The organism is Eggerthella hominis, assembly GCF_014287365.1.
GTDB lineage: Bacteria > Actinomycetota > Coriobacteriia > Coriobacteriales > Eggerthellaceae > Eggerthella > Eggerthella guodeyinii.
In genome coordinates this window covers 392,238-409,177 of sequence record NZ_JACOOA010000001.1, presented here as the reverse complement: position 1 = coordinate 409,177, position 16,940 = coordinate 392,238, and the positions used below count along the sequence as shown (strand labels likewise).

Below are 16,940 nucleotides of genomic sequence, written 5' to 3'. Positions count from 1 at the left end.
ACATGGCTGAAACCACGTTGACGCGCCGAAGCTTCGTCAAAGCGTCCGCCCTCGTAGGCGCGACGGCGGCGTTCGGCGCCTCGATGGCCGGCTGCATGCAGGAGGCCTCGAAGGAGGACGGCGCCGCTGCGGGCGGCGCGCAGGAGGAGCTCGTGAGGATGAAGACGTCCTGCCACGGCTGCATCCAGATGTGCCCCGCCATCGCGTATCTGAAGGACGGCGTCGTCGTGAAGCTGGAAGGCGACCCCGACGCGCCGGTGAGCCGCGGCAGCCTCTGCATCAAGGGGCTCAACCAGCTGCACACCATGTACAGCCCGCGGCGCGTGCTGCACCCGCTCAGGCGGGCAGGCGAGCGCGGCGAGAACAAATGGGAGGTCATCAGCTGGGACGAGGCCGTCGAGGAGGCGGCCACGCACATCTGCGACGCCATCGACAAGTACGGCCCCTACGCCTTCTTCGCCAGCGTCGGAGGCGGCGGCGCCTATTCGTTCATGGAGGCCATGACGCTGCCGATGGCGTTCGGGTCGCCCACGGTGTTCGAGCCGGGCTGCGCCCAATGCTACCTGCCGCGTTGGAGCATGTCGAAGCTGTTCTACGGCGGCAACGACCAGTCCATCGCCGACAACGCCGTGCAGGAGATATTCCGCACGGGCAGCGACAACAAGGCGGAGGTCGTGGTGCTGTGGGGCGCCCAGCCCTCCGTCAGCCAGACGGCCGAATCGGGCCGCGGCATGGCCGAGCTGCGCGCCCAGGGCGTGAAGACCATCGTCGTCGACCCCAACTTCTCGCCCGACGCGCAGAAGGCCGACGTATGGCTGCCCGTACGCCCCGCCACCGACACGGGCCTGCTGCTGTGCTGGTTCCGCTACATCTTCGAGAACGGGCTCTACGACGAGGAGTTCACCAAGTACTGGACGAACCTGCCCTTCCTCATCGACCCGGAGACGAAGCTGCCGGTGAAGGCGCAGGAGCTGTTCGGCGACTTCGAGCAGACCACGCCCGAGAACACCCCGGCCTACGTCTGCTACGACCTCAAGACGAACGCGGTGGCGCCCTTCGAGTTCTCCGCGCCCGCCGACGCGGCGGTCGACCCCGAGATCTTCTGGACGGGCGAATTCAACGGCGTCGCGTACAAGACGGCCGGCCAGATCTATCGCGAAGAGGCCGAGCCTTGGACCCTCGAGCGCACCGCCGAGAACTGCTGGCTCGACGCCGCCAAGATCGAGGAGGCCATCAAGATCTACACCGAAGCCTCCGTGGCGGGCATCGCCAACGGCGTGGCCTCCGACATGACCGAGTCGGCCTCGCAGGTGCCGCTCGGCTGCATGGGCCTCGATTCCATCATGGGCTACGTGAACAAGCCCGGCTGCACGATGACGCAGTACGGCGCGGCGGGCGCGCAGCCCACGAAGCGCCCGGTCACGTACAACAACGGCTTCGACGGCATGTTCTCCGACATGTACGGCATCGGCGCGGTCGTGGGCATGAGCGACGCCGAGAACGAGGCGCGCGCTAAGAAGCTGGGGGAGGAGAACCCGCAGCAGCAGCTGGCGAACCAGCTGCTCGTCGACCGTCTGGGCATGAAGGACCACAAGGGCCTCTACGCGTGGTGCCACAGCCACATCCCCACGGTGCGCGAGGCCATCGCCACGGGCGAGCCCTACAAGCCGCGCGTGTGGTTCGACATGTCGGGCAACAAGCTGGCCATGCTGGGCAACGCGAAGTCGTGGTACGACGTGTTCCCCGAGGTGGACTACATCATCGGGCAGTACCCCATGCTCACCTCGTTCCACGTGGAAGCCGCCGACCTCGTGTTCCCCGTGCGCGAGTGGCTGGAGGAGCCCATGGTGAACATGACCCAGCTCAACACCCAGTGGCTGCAGAACGAGTGCGTGCACATCGGCGAGACGGTGTCGCATTCCATCCCCGCCGCGCAGGTGGTGGCGAAGTGCGCCGAGAAGATGGGCGGCGAGCTGCCCGGCCTCAAGCCCGGCTACCTGGGCAGCGCGACCGAGGAGGAGGTCAAGGCCTCCGTCGCCGAGACGCTGCACGCCCCCAGCTGGGACGAGCTGGTCAAGGACGCCGACACGTACGTGCCCTACGTCACGCCGGCCGAGGAGTACTTCCAGTACAAGCAGCACGAGACGGTGGTGGACGACGGGCTGCCGGCGGGCTTCGGCACCGAGAGCCGCAAGATCGAGGTGTACTGCCAGATCCTGCTCAAGCTGGCGCGCACGGGCTACCCGTTCTGCTATCCGGAGCCGCAGGAGCCCTGCGAGGACTACAGCCCCATCTGCTCCTACATCGAGCCGGCGGAAAGCCCGCTTTCCGACGAGGAGTACCCCTTCGTGCTCACCTCGGGCCGCGTGCCGTACTTCCATCACGGCACCATGCGCCACGCCGCGCTCTCGCGCGAGCTGTTCCCCACGGCGGAGATCCGCATCAACCCGGCCAGCGCCGCCGAGCTGGGCATCGAGCACCTGGACTGGGTGAAGGTGTCGAGCCGCCGCGGCGAGGTGCACGCGCGCGCCTACCTCACCGAAGGCGTGCATCCCAAGACCGTGTGGATGGAGCGCTTCTGGAATCCCGAGTGCTACGACGAGTCCCAAGCCAACCCGACGGCCGGATGGCGCGAGTGCAACGTCAACGTGCTGACGAAGAACGACGCGCCGTTCAACGAGGTGTACGGCTCCTACACCAACCGCGGCTTCACGGTGAGCATCGAGAAGTCCCAGAAGCCCGCGAACGTGTGGGTGGAGCCCGAGGAGTTCGCGCCGTTCCTGCCGACTGAGGAGATGCTGTCCGAAGCTCAGACGAAGGATGTGTTCTGATGAGAAACTGCCTGGTTATCGACCTGGACCGCTGCAGCGGGTGCGACGGCTGCATCGCGGCCTGCAAGCTTGAGAACGACGTGGACCTGGGCGTGTACTACAACCGCGTGCACGCCGTGGGTCCCACGGGGACCTTCCCGGACATCGAGCAGTACTGGCTGCCCCTGCAATGCCAGCAATGCGAGAACCCCGGGTGCATCGAGGTGTGCCCGACGGGGGCGTCGTACCGCGACGAGGCCACGGGCGTGGTGCTCGTGAACGCCGAGGAGTGCATCGGCTGCGAGTCGTGCCTGAAGGGCTGCCCGTACAACGTGCGCACGCTCAACCCGAGCACGAACGTGGTGGAGAAGTGCACGCTGTGCTTCCAGCGCCATGAGGACGAGACCTGGGAGCCGGCCTGCGTGCACAACTGCTGCTGCGGCGCGCGCTCCTTCGGCGACCTCGACGATCCGAGCAGCCCGGCCGCGAAGGCCGTCGCCGCGGCAGCCGAGGAGAACCGGCACCAGCTCGACGACAGCCACGGCTTGAAGCCCGCCACGGTGTACCTCCTGTCCGCGTCCACCGCGGCATGGCAGGACGATCCCGTGACGACGGACCGCGTGGCCGCTTCCTAGGCCGCGCGCGTCGCGCGCGCCATCCCGGCAGGCCGAACCTCCCTCCCAAGGCCTGCCGGGAGCCCGTCGCGCGCATCCGGAGCAGGGGAACGCGAGAAGCGCACGAGAAAGGGGAACCACGATGACGACGACGGAAACGCACGGCGCCTCGAGCATCGCGACGGCGCTCGCCGGCCGCGCGGCCTTCTACGACGCGGTGGCGGCGCTCTACTACAAGCCGCTGACGCAGGAGCAGATCGACCGCATAGCGCAAGGCGGCCTCGCCGCGTTCGCCGGCACGAACGAGCTGGTCGCCGAGGGCCTGCACGACATGGAGCGCGCGCTGTCCAAGCGCCATTCCGGCACGCGCCAGGAGCTGGCGGTGGACTTCACCGGGGCGTTCGCCGGCACCTCGTCGTGGAAGGGGCGCTACGCCACGCCCTACGAGTCGGTGTTCACGAGCGAGGAGGGGCTGCTGTTCCAGGAGTCCTACCACGAGGTGCACCGCCTGTACCGCGACAACGGCGTGCGGAAGAGCGAGGGCTACGATTTTCCCGACGATCACCTGTCGTTCATCTGCGAATTCCAAGCCGTCTTGGCCAGGCGCGCGATCGAGGCGCTCGAGGCGGGCGACGCCGCGTCGGCGCTCGGGCAGGTGCGATGCTCGCAGGCCGTGCTGCGCGACCACGTGCTCTCGTGGTTCGACGGCTTCGAGGAGCTGGCGCTGCACCTCGTGAAGACGCGCTTCTACCGCGGCGTCCTGAAGATGAGCAGGGGCTTCTTCCTGTTCGACGCCGGCGTGCTCGACGATATGGCGGAGGAGTTGGAAAGGCTATGACGTTCGCCCTCGTGCTCGCGTGCACGGTCGTCGCCTGCTTCGCGCTGCGCAACCCCCTCAAGGCCTGCCCGATGGCGTTCTACGCGGCCGCCGTGCTCGTGGACGTCGCGTTTCTGGCCGGCATGTTCTGGGGCATGCCGCGCGACGTGTGGAGCGCGTTCTTCGTCCTCGTCCAGAAATGCCTGCTGCCGCTCGCCCTGTTCGTCGTCGTGATGTACGTCGGCGTGCTGCCGCAGGATTCGCGGCCGTGCCGATGGCTCAAGGCGGTGCGCGCCGAGCTGTCCATCGTGGCGTGGGTGCTCTCGCTCGGCCACGTGGCCGTGTACGGCGCCACCTACCTGCCGCGCCTTCTGACGGGCGGGCGGATGGACGCGAACGTCGTCGCCTCGTTCGTCGTGGCCGTCGTGCTGCTGGCGCTGCTCGTCGTGCTGGGCGTCACGTCGTTCAACGCGGTGAAACGGCGCATGCGCACCGAGTCCTGGAAGAAGGTGCAGAAGCTGGCGTACCCGTTCTTCCTGCTCGTGTACGTGCACCTGCTGCTGATGCTGGCGCCTTCGGCGCTGCACGGCGGCATTGCCGCGACGGCGAGCGTTGCGGTATACTCGGCAGTGTTCGCGGCGTACGTCGTCCTGCGGCTCGTCCGCGCGGCGCGGGACCGCCGCGGGCGCACTGCCGCCTGACGCTCGCAGGGGGAGCGCGCGGTTCGAGCTGTCGTCCGTTTGGGGGAGGGGGAGTCGGCGGCTTTCATGAAGGCGTTTCTGGAAAAGCTCGTCAAGGCCTGCCCGTCGGTGCCGTTCCTCGCGCTCGGCATCTGGATGGCGTGGGTCTACATCGCCTACAGCGGCACCGCCTGGCTCTCGGACACCGAGACGAACGGCGCGAACATCTCCACGATGTACATCGTCTCGACGCTTGCGTTCGGCATCGCCATGCTGGCCGCAGCCTGCGCCGCGCCGCGCGCGCGGCGGTTGATCGACCGTCCCCAGGCGGTGCTCGCCGGCGGGGCCGTGGCGTCCCTCGGCTGCCTCGTCATCATCGTCATCGGGCCGTACTACCTCACGCCGGTGCTGCCGGACTGGGCCATCAACGCCCTCTTCTACGTCGCGAACGCGTGCACGGGCCTCGGAACGGCCGTCGTCGGCCTCAAGTGCGGGCAGCTCTACGGCGGCATCGCGCCGCGCAAGGCCATCCTGTACGCGGCGCTGTCGCACGTGGTGATCGCGCTCATCTACTTCACCGTCATCGGCTCGCCCGCCTGGCAGCCCGTCGCCGGCGGGCCGTCCCTCACCGGCATCCTCGCCTTCGTGAGCATGCCCCTCGTCGCCGCCGGTGCCGCCGCGCTGTCGTTCATCGCGCCTCCGGGCGAGCAGGCGCTGCGCGAGGAGCGGCGCTCCTGCTTCCCACGGTCGTTCTGGAAGCTCATCGCCGTCACGTTCGTGTTCTCGTTCGTCGTCGTGGCGCTGCGCTCGATGCTCGTGGAGGTGTCGCCGGTCGACGTCACGCTCGACAACACGCGCCTCGTCATGCTGCTGCGCATGGTGATGGCGCTCGTGTTCGCGGCGGCGGCCATCGGCGTGGAGGGGGAGCGCTTCGACTTCGGCAAGATCTACTCCGTCATCATGGCCGCCGTCGTGGCGCTCATCGCGTTCTGCCCCATCGTGGGCGTCACGCACCTCGGGTGGAGCGCGCTCGTCACCTTCCTCTCGGCCATCTTCGAGTTCGTGCTGTGGTGCATCCTCGCGTTCGTGGTCTACCAGCGCCATATCTCGTCCGTGCTCGTGTTCGGCTTCGGGTACGGGATGTTCATGGTGGGCTCGGGCGCCGGATGGCTGGCGGGCGTGCACCTGTTCCCGCAGATCGCGGTCACGTCGAACTCGATCGTGCTGTACCTCGTGCTGGCGTTCGCCGTGCTGGCGTGCGCGTTCGTGCTGTTCTCGGAGAAGGAGTTCGACCGGCTGTTCAAGCCCGAGGGGGAGGCCTCGCTCGACGACCTGCTGGGCGACGGGCTTCCCGGGCCGCGCGCCGACGACGACGCGCACGCGGGCAAGAAGGGGCGCTTCGGGCTGGCCATCGACGCCCTGGCCGAGCAGGCGGGGCTCTCGCGCCGCGAGAAGGACGTGCTGCGCTGCCTGGCCATGGGCTACGACACCGGGGCCACCGCCAAGCGCCTGCAGGTGTCGTGGAACACCGTGCGCACCCACACGCGCAACGTGTACGCCAAGCTCGACATCCACGCGCGCCAGGAGCTGATCACCCTCGTGGACCAGGCCACCGACCAGCTGCCGTGACCTGCGCGCGGCGGCTCACCACCCGTACAGCAGCTCCGAGACGCCGTAGTCGTTGAACAGCAGGAAGCGGCCCACGCACGCCACCGTCAGGTAGAGCGCCGGCTCGGCGAGGCCGGGCAGCGCCGGCATGCGCGCGAAAGCGGGGCGGCGGGGCGCCGACGGGCCGTGGCGCAGGCGGCTCCCTGCCTTGAACAGCGCGAACCCCGCAAGGGCACCCAGCGTGTTCATGATGAGGTCGTCCACGTCGGTGGCGCGGTTGTTCAGCAGCTGGCTCAGCTCGACGGCCAGCGAGAACGCGAACCCGAACGCGAGGGCCTCCGCCGCCCGCATGCGCGGGCGGAACGCGAGCGGCAGCAGGAAGCCGAGCGGGACGAACAGCACGGCGTTCAGCGCGCAGCCCATGACGGCGGCGTCGGCGAAGGGGACGAGGCTCACGCTGCTCACGACCGGCCCGCGCCCGTCGAGGATGCGCAGCAGGTCGTAGAGCGTGCCCGCGCCCGTGACGTACAGCACCGCGGCCAGGTACAGCGCGAACGCGAGCGCCGGCAGCAACGCGCTCGCCTGGGTACCGGTGCGGCGCGCGTGCTCGCGCACGGCCGCGTACGCGACGAAGAACGGGACGAGCACCGTCGCCACCTCGTACGCCGTCAGAACCGCCTGCTCCATCGAAGCCCCCTTCGTCCCAAGCTGAAAGAAGGCCCCATGCTACCAGGGAGGCGCGCGCGATCCCGCCGCGCCCGGCATACTTAAGGCGCGCTTAAGGAATTCGTTGCCGCATGTTCCGATTCCGGCCGGCCGGGGCGGCCCTACGAGCGCACGGCGCGCTCGATGCGCCGCTCGGGCACCACCCACAGCACGAGCATGAGCGCATTCACCACGAACACGAGCTCGGGGCGCACGAGGACGCCGAGCGCGATGGCCACGAGGTTCGCCCCCACCGACGCCCACGATTTCCAGTACCGGTTGAAGTAGACGCCCACCGCGTCGTTGCCGTCCTCCACCTGCTGCAGGTTGCGCGCCACGACGAAGAACATCACGTCGGCGGCCATCACCATGAAGCCGAACGTCACCTGGGGCGCGAAGTCGGAGAAGTAGTCGCCCATCCACGACGTGACAAAGGGGAACAGCGACAGGCTGAGGATGAAGAAGTTGTTCGCCCAGAGCACCTTGCCGTTCACGCTGCGCGCGGCTTGGAACAGGTGATGGTGGTTGTTCCAGTAGATGGCCAGCATGAGGAAGCTGACCAGGTAGATGAGCAGCCGGTGCCACTCGGCGAACAGGGCGGCGAAGTCGCCGCCGGTCGGCTCGTGCAGCTCCAGCACGAGCACCGTCATGATGATGGCGATGATCGCGTCGGTGAACGCTTCCAATCTTCCCTTCGGCATGCCCGTACCTTCTCTCCGCGCCGTCCGCCTGCGCGGACCAGCATAGCGACGGGGGAGGCGCGCCTCCGACGGCGCGCCCCGATCGGCGGGCGCGCGTCGTCGACCCGTTACGGCTCCGTCGCTCAGGCGAACAGGAGCGACACGGCCGTCATGGCCGCGCAGGCTCCCAGCAGCAGGACGAGCAGGCGCACGCCGTCCTTCTTGAAGCGGTCCTGGTAGTTCTGCTCCTTGCGCCCGGCGAACAGCGTCCACACGAGGCTCAGGCAGAACGCCACGAGCGCAACGTTGCTGAGCACGGTGGCGGCCTGCACGAACACCGGCACGCCGGTCATCTTGCCCATCTCGAAGGCCATAAGCGTGGCCACGACGGCGAAGCAGGCGACCATGACCCACGAGGCCCGCTTGCCCGTGCTGGCGGTGCCCTCGGGGAAGAACGTGCCCTTCTTCGTGCGCTCGGGCTTGGCGATCAGGAACAGCCAGCGCCCGTTGTACAGCTGCACCGCTAGCAGCGCCGCAACCGCCAGCAGCAGCGCGCCCAGCACCAAACGTGCGATCTCCATGGGGGTCTCCCTTACTTCTCGTCGTCGACGGCGGCCGCGTGCACGGCCGCTTCCAGCTGCTCGAGCGCCCGCGCGAGCGTCGAGCGCGGGCAGGCGATGTTCACGCGCTCGAACTGCCCGCATCCCGGGCCGAACATGCTGCCCGCATCGAGCCACAGGCGCGCCCGGTCCACGATCAGCTCCTCGAGCGCCTCGTCCGCGAGGCCGAGCCCTGCGCAGTCGAGCCACGCGAGGTAGGTGCCCTCGGGCTCCACGAGCTTGACGGCCGGGATGCGCTCGCGCAGGAAGTCGCGCAGGTAGGCGAGGTTGCTCTCGAGGTAGTCCTTGAGCTCCGCGAGCCAGGGGCCGCCGTGCTCGTAGGCGGAGCGGCACGCCTCCATCGCCAGCACGTTCGTGCCCAGGTAACCCAGCCTGCCCAGCACGTCGCGGTAGCGGCGGCGCAGCCCCTCGCTCGGGATGACGATGTTCGCCACCTGCAGCCCCGCGATGTTGAACGTCTTGCTGGGGGCGGTGCACACGATGCAACGATCCTCGAAAGCAGGATCGACCAGGGGGAACATATGATGGCGGTGCCCGGGGCGCGTGAAGTCGGCATGGATCTCGTCGGCGATGACCACCACGTCGTGCTCCATGCAGATGCGCCCGACCCGTTCGAGTTCCTCAGGCCTCCACACGCGCCCGACGGGCGGGCTGCACAGGATGAACGCGCGCACGCCGCGCTCGCGCACCTGCCTCTCGAAGTCGTCGAAGTCGATGCGGTAGCGCCCGTCCTCGTAGACCAGCTGGCTGTTGGCCAGCTCGCGCCCGTTCGCCTCGACGAGCTGGGCGAAGGGGTAGTACACGGGCTGCTGGACGAGCACGGCGTCGCCCGGCTCGGTGAACGCCTGCAGGGCCGCGCCGATGGCGAACACCACGCCCGGCGTCTGCACGAACCAGGAGCGCTCGGTCTTCCAGCCGAAGCGGTTTTCGAACCAGCCCTGCACGGCGTCGTAGTAGCGCGTCCCCGCAAACCCGTAGCCGAAGATGCCGCGGTCCACGGCGGCGCGCAGGTCGTCGAGCACCTCGTCGGGGAGCGCGAAGTCCATGTCAGCCACCCAGAGGGGCAGCAGGTCGTCGCGGCCTTTCAGCTGCATGCCGGCGTCGTACTTCTCGCAGTCCGTGCCGCGGCGGTCGTGCACCGCGTCGAAATCGTAGCCCATGGGCCCCTTCCTTCGCCTCGTCGTTTCCCTATCCTGAAAGTATACGGTATCGCACGCCGTTCCGGCCACTGCATGCGGCTGCGAAAGCCGATCCGGCCGCCCCGCGAACCGAGGGACGGGGTTCATGGCAGGTTTTGCGAGATATTCGTCGCGATTCCCGGCCGTGGCGCGCGGTTTCTTTCGACGCAGCCCTGTGATCAGGGGATAGGCGATTCGCTCCGGCGCTTCGCCCTCGCGCACCCTTCGTCGACAAGCGGAAACGACGAATATCTCGCAAAACCTGCCACGATTCGCGGCTTCGCCGGCTCGTCGGGCTCGTCGGCTCATCGGGCTCGCGAGCTTGACAACGGAATAATTCGGTGGCAGAATCAATTTACTTCGAGAAAGGAAGCAATCCATGGCGAACGAGCGCGCGACGAACCTCCCGACCGAGGAGTTCTATTGGGAGTTCCTCGACGCGGGCAAGGACGCCTTCTCCTCCGATCGGTGGCAGGGGATGCTCATGGACTGCTCCAAGAACGAGCTGCTGGCGCTCGTGCACGTCTACCGCGCCGGCGAGACCACCATGTCGCGCATCGCCGAGTACGTGGGCGTGCCGCTGAACACGGCCACGGGCATCGCGAACCGGCTGGAGAAGCGCGGCCTCGTGCAGCGCTGGCGCAGCGTCCAGGACAAGCGCGTGATGGTGGTGCGCATCACCGACGAGGGCGCGCGGCAGATGGCCGAGGTCATGGGCACGATCGGCTCGCTCGTCGGAGCGCTGTTCGAGGGCCTGTCGGACGAGGAGCGGCTCGTGCTGCTCAAGGTGGTCAAGCGGCTGCCCGCGCTGCTCGAGCGCGGGGCCGGGGAAGGGGAGCGGCGCGGAAGCGCGAAGGCGGGCATGAAGCGCATCGCGATCGAGTAGGCGCACGCGCCCTCCGGGCGCGGAGGAGCGCGGGGCGCACGGGACAACGTCGATCCCGCCGACGCGGGACGCACGGGGCACGGCGGCGGCAACGCCGCGTTTTTTCGCACCAATAGTTCGAGCATGGAATAATTCGATTGAAGAAGATAGGACGCACGATGACGCAGATTCGGATATTCACGGGGAAGGGCGGGGTCGGCAAGACGAGCGTCGCGGCCGCGAGCGCCTGGAAGGCGGCCGCGCGCGGCGAGCGCACGCTGCTGGCCAGCACGGACGCGGCGCACAGCGTGAGCGACGTGCTGGCGCGGCGCGTGGGGCCCGAGGAGGTGCGCGTGGCCGACAACCTCGACGCGGTGGAGCTCGACGCCGACCTCATCATGGAGGGGGAGTACGGCGACCTCGTGCGATCCGTCACCTCGATGGCCACCAGCATGCAGCGCGGTGGCGACGGCGGCGAGTTGCCCGCCATGCCGGGCTTCGACGGCCTGTTCGCCCTGCTCAAGCTGCTCGACTACGCCGAGAGCGGCCGCTGGGACACCATCGTCGTGGACTGCGCGCCCACGGGCGAGACGCTGGCCCTGCTCAAGTTCCCCGAGCTTCTGGGCTGGTACGTCGAGAAGTGGCTGCCGCTCGGCAAGGTGGCGCTGCGCGTGCTGTCGCCGCTGTCCAAGAAGGTGCTCAAGGTGGAGCTTCCCGACAAGCACGCCATGTCGGACATCGAGCGGCTCTACGCGCGGCTCATCGACCTGCAGACGCTCTTGAAGGACGGCGAGCGCACCGCCGTGCGCATCGTGACGCTGCCCGAGAAGATGGTCGTCGAGGAGACGAAGCGCAACTACCTCTACCTCAACCTGTTCGGCTACCGCGTGGACGGCCTCGTGGTGAACCGGGTGCTGCCCGCCGAGGCGGCGCGGGGCTTCTTCGCCGAATGGGCCGACGTCCAGGCGCGCTGCATGGACGAGCTCTCCCGGGTGTTCGCCGACGTGCCGACCGCGCGCGTCCCCTGGCACGGCATCGACATCTGCGGGATGGACGGGGTGGCGCAGCTGGCCGGCGAGCTGCCCGACGAGGGCGTGTTCGCCGCCGCGCCGCCCCTCGAGCACGAGCGTTACGAGAAGGCGGGCGACGGCTGGACGCTCGAGCTGGCGCTGCCGCTGGCGGACAAGGGCGCGCTCGAGCTGTACCAGGCCGGAAGCGACCTCGTCGTGCGCGTCGGCGCCATGACCCGCTGCATCCCGCTGCCGAACGCGCTGGCGGGCTTCGAGGTGGCGGGCGCGCGGCTGGAGGACGGCGCGCTGCGCGTCGCCTTCGAGGAAGGAGAACGATATGAACGCTGAGTTCGCGGCCAAGATGCTGGAAGCCAAGCGGCTCGAGGCGGAAGCCCTCGCCCTGCTCGTGCCGCCGGAGGCGCGCCAGGCGGCGGCGTGCGCCGTGCGGGCCTGCGCCGCGGCGGCCCTCGGCATGCTGGAGGGTGCGAGCGCGCCGCATGCGCCGTCGCGGGAAGAGCGCACGGCGCAACCGGAACCGAAGCAGCGGGAGCGCGGCCTGCGCTCCATCGTCATCGAGTAGAAGCGGAGACGCGCATCATGAGGATCATCCTGTACACCGGCAAGGGCGGCGTGGGCAAGACCTGCGTGGCCGCCGCCACGGCCCTTCATCTGGCCGAGCGCGGGCAGCGCGTGCTCGTCGCCAGCACCGACGTCGCGCACAGCCTGGGCGACGCGTTCGACCTGCCCATCGGCAGCGCGGCGACGCCCGTGGCCGAGAACCTATGGGCGCTCGAGATCGACCCGGTGATAGCCGGCCGCGCCGTGTGGGGCGGCTTGCAGGGCTACCTGCGCACGCTCATGACGAGCCATGCCGACGCCGGCATCGAGGCCGACGAGCTGCTCGTGTTCCCGGGGCTCGAGGAGCTGTTCGCGCTGCTGGCCCTGCTCGACATCGAGCGCGCGGGCGCCTACGACGTGCTCGTCGTGGACTGCGCGCCCACGGGCGAGACGCTGTCGCTGCTCAAGTACCCCGAGCACCTCGGCTCGTTCATCGAGGACGCGCTGCCCCTCAAGCGCAAGGCGCTCAAGCTGGGGCGTCCCGTCCTGGAGGGCTTCATGAAGATGCCGATGCCCGACGACGCGCTGTTCGACGAGGCGTCGGCGCTCGTGGACAAGCTGGAGGGCCTGCGCGCGCTGCTCGTGGACGCCGACCGCGTCAGCCTGCGCGTGGTCACCACGGCCGAGCGCATCGTGGTGCAGGAGGCGAAGCGCGCCTTCGCATGGCTGCACCTGTACGGCTACAACGTGGACGCGGTCGTGGCGAACCGGCTGTACCCAGACGAGGCGTTGGCCGGCTACTTCGAGCGCTGGACCGAGCTGCAGCGCGCCTCGATGCAGGAGATCGAGGAGGGCTTCGCGGGCGTGCCCGTGCTGCGCCTCATGCTCCGCCACGGCGAGCTGCGCGGCCTCGACGGCCTGCGCGCGGCGGCCGACGAGCTCTACGACGGCCTGGATCCCGCGCTCGTGCTCGCACGCGCCGAGACGGCGAGCCTGGCGCAGGTCGACGGCGCGCTCGAGCTGTCCCTCGCGGTGCCGTTCTTCGACAAGCGCGACCTCGACCTGCGCCAGGACGGCGACGCGCTCGTCGTCGCCCTCAAGAACCAGCGCCGCCGCATCCCGCTGCCGGAAGAGGCCCGCGGCCGCGCCGTGGCAGGGGCCCGCTACGAAGACGGACGCCTCGTCGTGAGGTTCGAGGGGTAGGGCCGCGCGGCTTCGGCGCTACAACCCCGCCGCCACCGCTCCCACCGCGCCCACCACGGCCAGCACGGCCACGACGAAGACGATGGTGGCGGCGTGCAGGTGGTCGAGGCTCGACCGGCGCGGGGCGGCGCCGCCCTTCGGCGAGCCGTGCTCGTCGTTCGGGCGCTGCACGATGAAGAACCAGATCAAGACCACGACGAGCGCCACGAACGCCACGTTGTTCGCCATCGACGCGGCCGAGACGACGCCGGCGCTGCGGGCGAGCTCGCCGGCCAGGAACACGACGAGCGTGGCCATGAGCGTGCCCGCCGCCATGAGCACTGCGGCCATGCGCCTGCCGAGCGCGCGGCAGGCCTCGTCGCGCTCGGGGTCCGCGGCGGCGGAACCCGCCAGCAGCACGAGCCAGCGCCCCCGCCAGAACATGGTTGCGAGCAGCGCGAACGCGACGAGCGAGACGCCGGAGGCCGCGATGGCGGCGATGACGGTTCCTTCCACGGAAATCAGCCCCCCTTTCGCCTACACCGTCAGCGTGACGGCGCTCGCCAGGATGGCCGCCGCGTAGAACGCGCCGAGCGCGATGTTCACGCTGCACACCTGCGCCATGGCGCCGATGCGGGCCGCCGGAGCCAGCGGGTTGCCCAGCAGCGCCTTGAGCAGGGGATAGGAGGCCAGCAGCATGAACGGCATCACCACGAGCCCGTTCGTGAAGAACACGGCCACGAGCGCGACGATGGCGACCACCCACGCGTACACGACGCCGTGGTAGAGCGCCCGCGCCCGCTCGCGCCCCAGCAGCACCGACAGCGTGCGGCGGCCCGACTCAGCGTCCTTCTCCACGTCGCACGTGTTGTTCGTGAACATGATGAGGCCCACGCCGAGGATGGTGGGCACGGCCCACAAGAGCGCGCGGAGGTCGAAGACGCCCGTGAGCGCCTGATAGCTTGCCAGCGGGATGAGGCCGCCCATCACGAACCCGCTGACGAGCTCGCCGATGGGCAGGTACGAGATGGGCGTCTTGCCCGCCGAGTACAGCACCACGATGACGGCCCCCGCCACGCCGAGCGCGAGCGGGATCCATCCGGCGACCCAGATCACGTACGCGCCCAGGAGGAACGCCGCCGCGAGGAACCCGATCGCCAGCGCGAGCGCCGCGCGCGGGTTCACGTTGTTGTACACGAGCACGGCGTCGGTGGGATCGACGTTGTCGTCGGCCGAGTCGGCGCCCTTCACGTAGTCGTAGTAGTCGTTGAACGTGTTGACGGCCGCCTGCATGAGCACGCAGATGACCAGCAGCACGCACGCCATGGTCACCGACACCGCCGGCGCGGTGACGGCCGCGGCCGCGACGGCCGCGAGCACGGGCAGGATGGCGGCCGGCCAGGTGTGCGGCGCCGCCAGCTGCATGGCCAGGCGGGGGGTCAGTCTTCCGTACGCAACGGGTGCGCTCATGCTTCGGTTCCTTTCTCGGGGTCGTACGTCTCGCGGCGGCGCGGCAGCCAGGTGGGCGGGGCGGGCTTGAACCGCTTGACCGTCTCGGCCTTCAGGATGCCGCCCAGCGAGCCGAGCGTCTGCCAGATGAAGCTCTTCGTCTCGGCGTCCAGCTTCGAGCGCGCGCCCAGCATGCGCCGCGTGTTCGCGAACAGCTTCTCCTGGAACTCGCTCCACGTGCCCGCCTCGGTGGCGGCGAACAGGTCGTATATGGTGTCGATGAACCGCTCGCGCTCGTCGGGAGCCTTGCTGCGCAGCCACGCGTCGAGCGCTTCGTCGAAGAACACGGCCGAGGGGTTGAGGGCCTCCTGGTACACGAAGTCGTCGCCTTCGGTCTGCCAGGTGAACGGCTCGTGCTGGAACACCGACATGGCCGAGGACCGCACCACGCGGTAGTCGGCGCGGCGCTCGAGGATCATGCCGAACGCCGACGACTCGGGCACGGTCTTGTGCAGCAGGCGGCAGAACCGCTCGTCGTCGATGCGCGGCGACGGGTCGTCGAGAAACGAGGGGCCGTCGTGGTTGAACACGCCGCGCAGGCGCTCGAAGGAGCGGTCGTCGGCCACGAGCGCCGCGTATTCGGCCAGGTTGCCGCCCTTGGAGTGGCCGCCCACGACGAGCGGGCAGGACAGGGCCGACGCCACGCCCGACAGGTAGGCCGCAGCCGTGCACTGGGAGGGGATCACTTCCTTGAAGCAGAGGTTGAAGTCCTCCTTCCAGCCGGCGAAGCTGCCGTCGGTGCCGCGGAACGCGAGGTAGGCCGTCCGGCCGTCGGCGTCGGGGAAGGTGAGCGTGACCGCGGAGAACTGCTTCTCCACCGCGTCGGAGCGCTCGTTGGCGTAGAACGAGGCGCGCACGTCGCGCATGCGGCGGCTTGCCGACAGGACGTGCAGGAACGCCTCGGTGTCCTTCGCGTCCTCCATCCAGCTGTGCGCGGTGAGCGCCTCCCAGTCGGACAGCATCACCACGTCGTGCAGCAGGGCGCCCGCGCTCGACGCGAGGTCGATGCCGGGCGCCACCTCGTAGTTGAAGTACGCGAGCGTCGCGAACACGAGGGAGTCCACGGGGTTAAACGGTGATTCCGCGAAGGTGCGCTGCTCTTCGGCCATATACGTTACGATATTCCTCATACGACCATTGTAGCCGATTGCAAAGGACGGACAGCCGAACCATGCGGGTTTGCACGCCAATCACCATACGCTATGCCGAGACGGACATGATGGGCGTCGTCTATCATGCCAACTACCTGCTGTACTTCGAGGACGCGCGCACGCGGTTCCTCGAGGCCATCGGGTTGCCCTACGACCACATCGAGCAGGCGGGCTATATGTCGCCCGTCACGCACTTCGAATGCGACTACGGCGCGCCGCTGCGCTACGGCGACACGGCCATCGTGCGCACGCGCATCGTGGAGTCGCGCCCGGTGAAGACCGTGTACGCCTACGAGGTGTTCCGCGAGGGCCAGGACCTCGACAAGGAGAAGCCGTGCTGCACGGGCCGCAGCACCCACTGCCTCGTGGACGCCGCCACCTTCAAGCCCGTCAGCCTGAAGCGCGCGATGCCCGAGCTGTACGAGCGCTACCTCGAGGTGCTCGAGCCGGAAGAAGGGAAGGGCCGATGAGCGCGCCGTACCGCATCCTGTTCGTGTGCCACGGCAACATCTGCCGCTCCACGATGGCCGAGTTCGTCATGAAGGACCTCGTGGCGCGCCGGGGCCTGGCCGACGGCTTCGCCATCGCGTCGGCCGCCACGCACGACGACGAGATCGGCAGCCCCGTGCACCCCGGCACGCGCGCCGTGCTGGAAGCGCAGGGCATCGACTGCTCGGGCAAGACCGCCCGGCGCCTGCGCCGCGCCGACGCCGAGGAGTGGGACCTGTTCGTGGGCATGGACGAGGCGAACATGCGCGACATGCGCCGCCAGCTGGGGCGCGAGGCCGAGAGCCGCTGCTTCAAGCTGCTGGAGTTCGCCGACTCCGACCGCGACGTGGCCGATCCGTGGTACACGGGCGACTTCGACGCCACGTACGACGACGTGATCGCCGGCTGCACGGGGCTGCTCGCGCGGCTGGCGCCGGGCGCGAAGCGGCCGTAGAGGCGGCTGC

The 16,940-nt window shown here is 69.1% G+C and carries 18 protein-coding genes; 11 read left to right on the top strand and 7 right to left on the bottom strand.

Going from position 1 to position 16,940, the window contains the following annotated elements:
* Positions 1-2: 2 nt before the first annotated feature.
* From H8S61_RS01835 to H8S61_RS01815, 5 genes are all read left to right on the top strand, one after another.
* On the top strand, positions 3-2,831 hold the full coding sequence (locus tag H8S61_RS01835; protein ID WP_186937751.1) for a molybdopterin-containing oxidoreductase family protein: 2,829 nt from the start codon (positions 3-5) through the stop codon (positions 2,829-2,831).
* Positions 2,831-3,445, top strand: coding sequence for a 4Fe-4S dicluster domain-containing protein (locus H8S61_RS01830; RefSeq protein WP_186937750.1), 615 nt, complete (start codon positions 2,831-2,833; stop codon positions 3,443-3,445). The genes H8S61_RS01835 and H8S61_RS01830 overlap by 1 nt, the downstream gene beginning before the upstream one ends.
* A 121-nt stretch (positions 3,446-3,566) precedes the next feature.
* Entirely contained in the window at positions 3,567-4,262 is a 696-nt protein-coding gene (locus H8S61_RS01825) for a TorD/DmsD family molecular chaperone (protein WP_186937749.1), read from the top strand.
* Positions 4,259-4,942, top strand: coding sequence for a ferric reductase-like transmembrane domain-containing protein (locus H8S61_RS01820; RefSeq protein WP_186937748.1), 684 nt, complete (start codon positions 4,259-4,261; stop codon positions 4,940-4,942). Before H8S61_RS01825 ends, H8S61_RS01820 begins: the two co-directional genes overlap by 4 nt.
* 66 nt (positions 4,943-5,008) lie before the next feature.
* Positions 5,009-6,550, top strand: a complete 1,542-nt coding sequence (locus H8S61_RS01815) for a helix-turn-helix domain-containing protein (protein WP_186937747.1) — start codon at positions 5,009-5,011, stop codon at positions 6,548-6,550.
* A gap of 15 nt (positions 6,551-6,565) precedes the next feature.
* Here H8S61_RS01815 and H8S61_RS01810 read toward each other — a convergent pair whose 3' ends face one another.
* The 4 genes from H8S61_RS01810 to H8S61_RS01795 form a co-directional block, all read right to left on the bottom strand.
* A complete protein-coding gene (locus H8S61_RS01810; protein ID WP_186937746.1) occupies positions 6,566-7,216 on the bottom strand; it encodes a VanZ family protein in 651 nt (216 codons plus the stop codon).
* 140 nt (positions 7,217-7,356) lie between these two features.
* Positions 7,357-7,935 (bottom strand): TMEM175 family protein, encoded by a 579-nt coding sequence (locus H8S61_RS01805; RefSeq protein WP_186937745.1) that lies wholly within the window; start codon positions 7,933-7,935, stop codon positions 7,357-7,359.
* A 122-nt stretch (positions 7,936-8,057) separates the two neighbouring features.
* A complete protein-coding gene (locus H8S61_RS01800; RefSeq protein WP_160941527.1) occupies positions 8,058-8,495 on the bottom strand; it encodes a lipocalin in 438 nt (145 codons plus the stop codon).
* A gap of 11 nt (positions 8,496-8,506) precedes the next feature.
* On the bottom strand, positions 8,507-9,694 hold the full coding sequence (locus tag H8S61_RS01795; RefSeq protein WP_186937744.1) for a MalY/PatB family protein: 1,188 nt from the start codon (positions 9,692-9,694) through the stop codon (positions 8,507-8,509).
* 397 nt (positions 9,695-10,091) lie between these two features.
* Here H8S61_RS01795 and H8S61_RS01790 point away from each other — a divergent pair, with 397 nt between their 5' ends.
* From H8S61_RS01790 to H8S61_RS01775, 4 genes are all read left to right on the top strand, one after another.
* On the top strand, positions 10,092-10,598 hold the full coding sequence (locus H8S61_RS01790; protein ID WP_186937743.1) for a MarR family winged helix-turn-helix transcriptional regulator: 507 nt from the start codon (positions 10,092-10,094) through the stop codon (positions 10,596-10,598).
* Between the two features lie 158 nt (positions 10,599-10,756).
* Positions 10,757-11,935, top strand: a complete 1,179-nt coding sequence (locus tag H8S61_RS01785; RefSeq protein ID WP_186937742.1) for an ArsA family ATPase — start codon at positions 10,757-10,759, stop codon at positions 11,933-11,935.
* Positions 11,925-12,167 (top strand): hypothetical protein, encoded by a 243-nt coding sequence (locus H8S61_RS01780; RefSeq protein WP_186937741.1) that lies wholly within the window; start codon positions 11,925-11,927, stop codon positions 12,165-12,167. The genes H8S61_RS01785 and H8S61_RS01780 overlap by 11 nt, the downstream gene beginning before the upstream one ends.
* A gap of 17 nt (positions 12,168-12,184) precedes the next feature.
* Positions 12,185-13,348: an ArsA family ATPase gene (locus H8S61_RS01775; protein ID WP_186937740.1), complete on the top strand. Its 1,164-nt coding sequence runs from the start codon at positions 12,185-12,187 to the stop codon at positions 13,346-13,348.
* A gap of 18 nt (positions 13,349-13,366) precedes the next feature.
* Here H8S61_RS01775 and H8S61_RS01770 read toward each other — a convergent pair whose 3' ends face one another.
* The 3 genes from H8S61_RS01770 to H8S61_RS01760 are packed head-to-tail and all read right to left on the bottom strand — an operon-like array spanning position 13,367 to position 15,966.
* Positions 13,367-13,843 carry a hypothetical protein gene (locus H8S61_RS01770; protein ID WP_186937739.1) on the bottom strand — a complete coding sequence of 159 codons (477 nt, stop codon included), beginning with the start codon at positions 13,841-13,843 and terminating at the stop codon, positions 13,367-13,369.
* Positions 13,844-13,864: 21 nt separating this feature from the next.
* Positions 13,865-14,797, bottom strand: a complete 933-nt coding sequence (locus H8S61_RS01765; protein ID WP_160941534.1) for a prenyltransferase — start codon at positions 14,795-14,797, stop codon at positions 13,865-13,867.
* On the bottom strand, positions 14,794-15,966 hold the full coding sequence (locus H8S61_RS01760; protein ID WP_160941535.1) for an Mbeg1-like protein: 1,173 nt from the start codon (positions 15,964-15,966) through the stop codon (positions 14,794-14,796). Before H8S61_RS01760 ends, H8S61_RS01765 begins: the two co-directional genes overlap by 4 nt.
* 41 nt (positions 15,967-16,007) lie before the next feature.
* On the opposite strand from H8S61_RS01760, the gene H8S61_RS01755 reads away from it, so the two are divergent.
* Both H8S61_RS01755 and H8S61_RS01750 read left to right on the top strand, forming a co-directional pair.
* Complete coding sequence (locus H8S61_RS01755; protein ID WP_186937738.1) at positions 16,008-16,457, top strand: acyl-CoA thioesterase; 450 nt, start codon at positions 16,008-16,010, stop codon at positions 16,455-16,457.
* Positions 16,454-16,930 (top strand): low molecular weight protein-tyrosine-phosphatase, encoded by a 477-nt coding sequence (locus H8S61_RS01750; protein ID WP_160941537.1) that lies wholly within the window; start codon positions 16,454-16,456, stop codon positions 16,928-16,930. Before H8S61_RS01755 ends, H8S61_RS01750 begins: the two co-directional genes overlap by 4 nt.
* Positions 16,931-16,940 lie beyond the last annotated feature (10 nt).

Bases quoted from the DNA above. Each gene is read 5' to 3' on its own strand.
- H8S61_RS01835 (WP_186937751.1), top strand. From the start codon at position 3: ATGGCTGAAACCACGTTGACGCGCCGAAGCTTCGTCAAAGCGTCCGCC.
- H8S61_RS01830 (WP_186937750.1), top strand. From the start codon at position 2,831: ATGAGAAACTGCCTGGTTATCGACCTGGACCGCTGCAGCGGGTGCGAC.
- H8S61_RS01825 (WP_186937749.1), top strand. From the start codon at position 3,567: ATGACGACGACGGAAACGCACGGCGCCTCGAGCATCGCGACGGCGCTC.
- H8S61_RS01820 (WP_186937748.1), top strand. From the start codon at position 4,259: ATGACGTTCGCCCTCGTGCTCGCGTGCACGGTCGTCGCCTGCTTCGCG.
- H8S61_RS01815 (WP_186937747.1), top strand. From the start codon at position 5,009: ATGAAGGCGTTTCTGGAAAAGCTCGTCAAGGCCTGCCCGTCGGTGCCG.
- H8S61_RS01810 (WP_186937746.1), bottom strand. From the start codon at position 7,216: ATGGAGCAGGCGGTTCTGACGGCGTACGAGGTGGCGACGGTGCTCGTC.
- H8S61_RS01805 (WP_186937745.1), bottom strand. From the start codon at position 7,935: ATGCCGAAGGGAAGATTGGAAGCGTTCACCGACGCGATCATCGCCATC.
- H8S61_RS01800 (WP_160941527.1), bottom strand. From the start codon at position 8,495: ATGGAGATCGCACGTTTGGTGCTGGGCGCGCTGCTGCTGGCGGTTGCG.
- H8S61_RS01795 (WP_186937744.1), bottom strand. From the start codon at position 9,694: ATGGGCTACGATTTCGACGCGGTGCACGACCGCCGCGGCACGGACTGC.
- H8S61_RS01790 (WP_186937743.1), top strand. From the start codon at position 10,092: ATGGCGAACGAGCGCGCGACGAACCTCCCGACCGAGGAGTTCTATTGG.
- H8S61_RS01785 (WP_186937742.1), top strand. From the start codon at position 10,757: ATGACGCAGATTCGGATATTCACGGGGAAGGGCGGGGTCGGCAAGACG.
- H8S61_RS01780 (WP_186937741.1), top strand. From the start codon at position 11,925: ATGAACGCTGAGTTCGCGGCCAAGATGCTGGAAGCCAAGCGGCTCGAG.
- H8S61_RS01775 (WP_186937740.1), top strand. From the start codon at position 12,185: ATGAGGATCATCCTGTACACCGGCAAGGGCGGCGTGGGCAAGACCTGC.
- H8S61_RS01765 (WP_160941534.1), bottom strand. From the start codon at position 14,797: ATGAGCGCACCCGTTGCGTACGGAAGACTGACCCCCCGCCTGGCCATG.
- H8S61_RS01760 (WP_160941535.1), bottom strand. From the start codon at position 15,966: ATGAGGAATATCGTAACGTATATGGCCGAAGAGCAGCGCACCTTCGCG.
- H8S61_RS01755 (WP_186937738.1), top strand. From the start codon at position 16,008: ATGCGGGTTTGCACGCCAATCACCATACGCTATGCCGAGACGGACATG.
- H8S61_RS01750 (WP_160941537.1), top strand. From the start codon at position 16,454: ATGAGCGCGCCGTACCGCATCCTGTTCGTGTGCCACGGCAACATCTGC.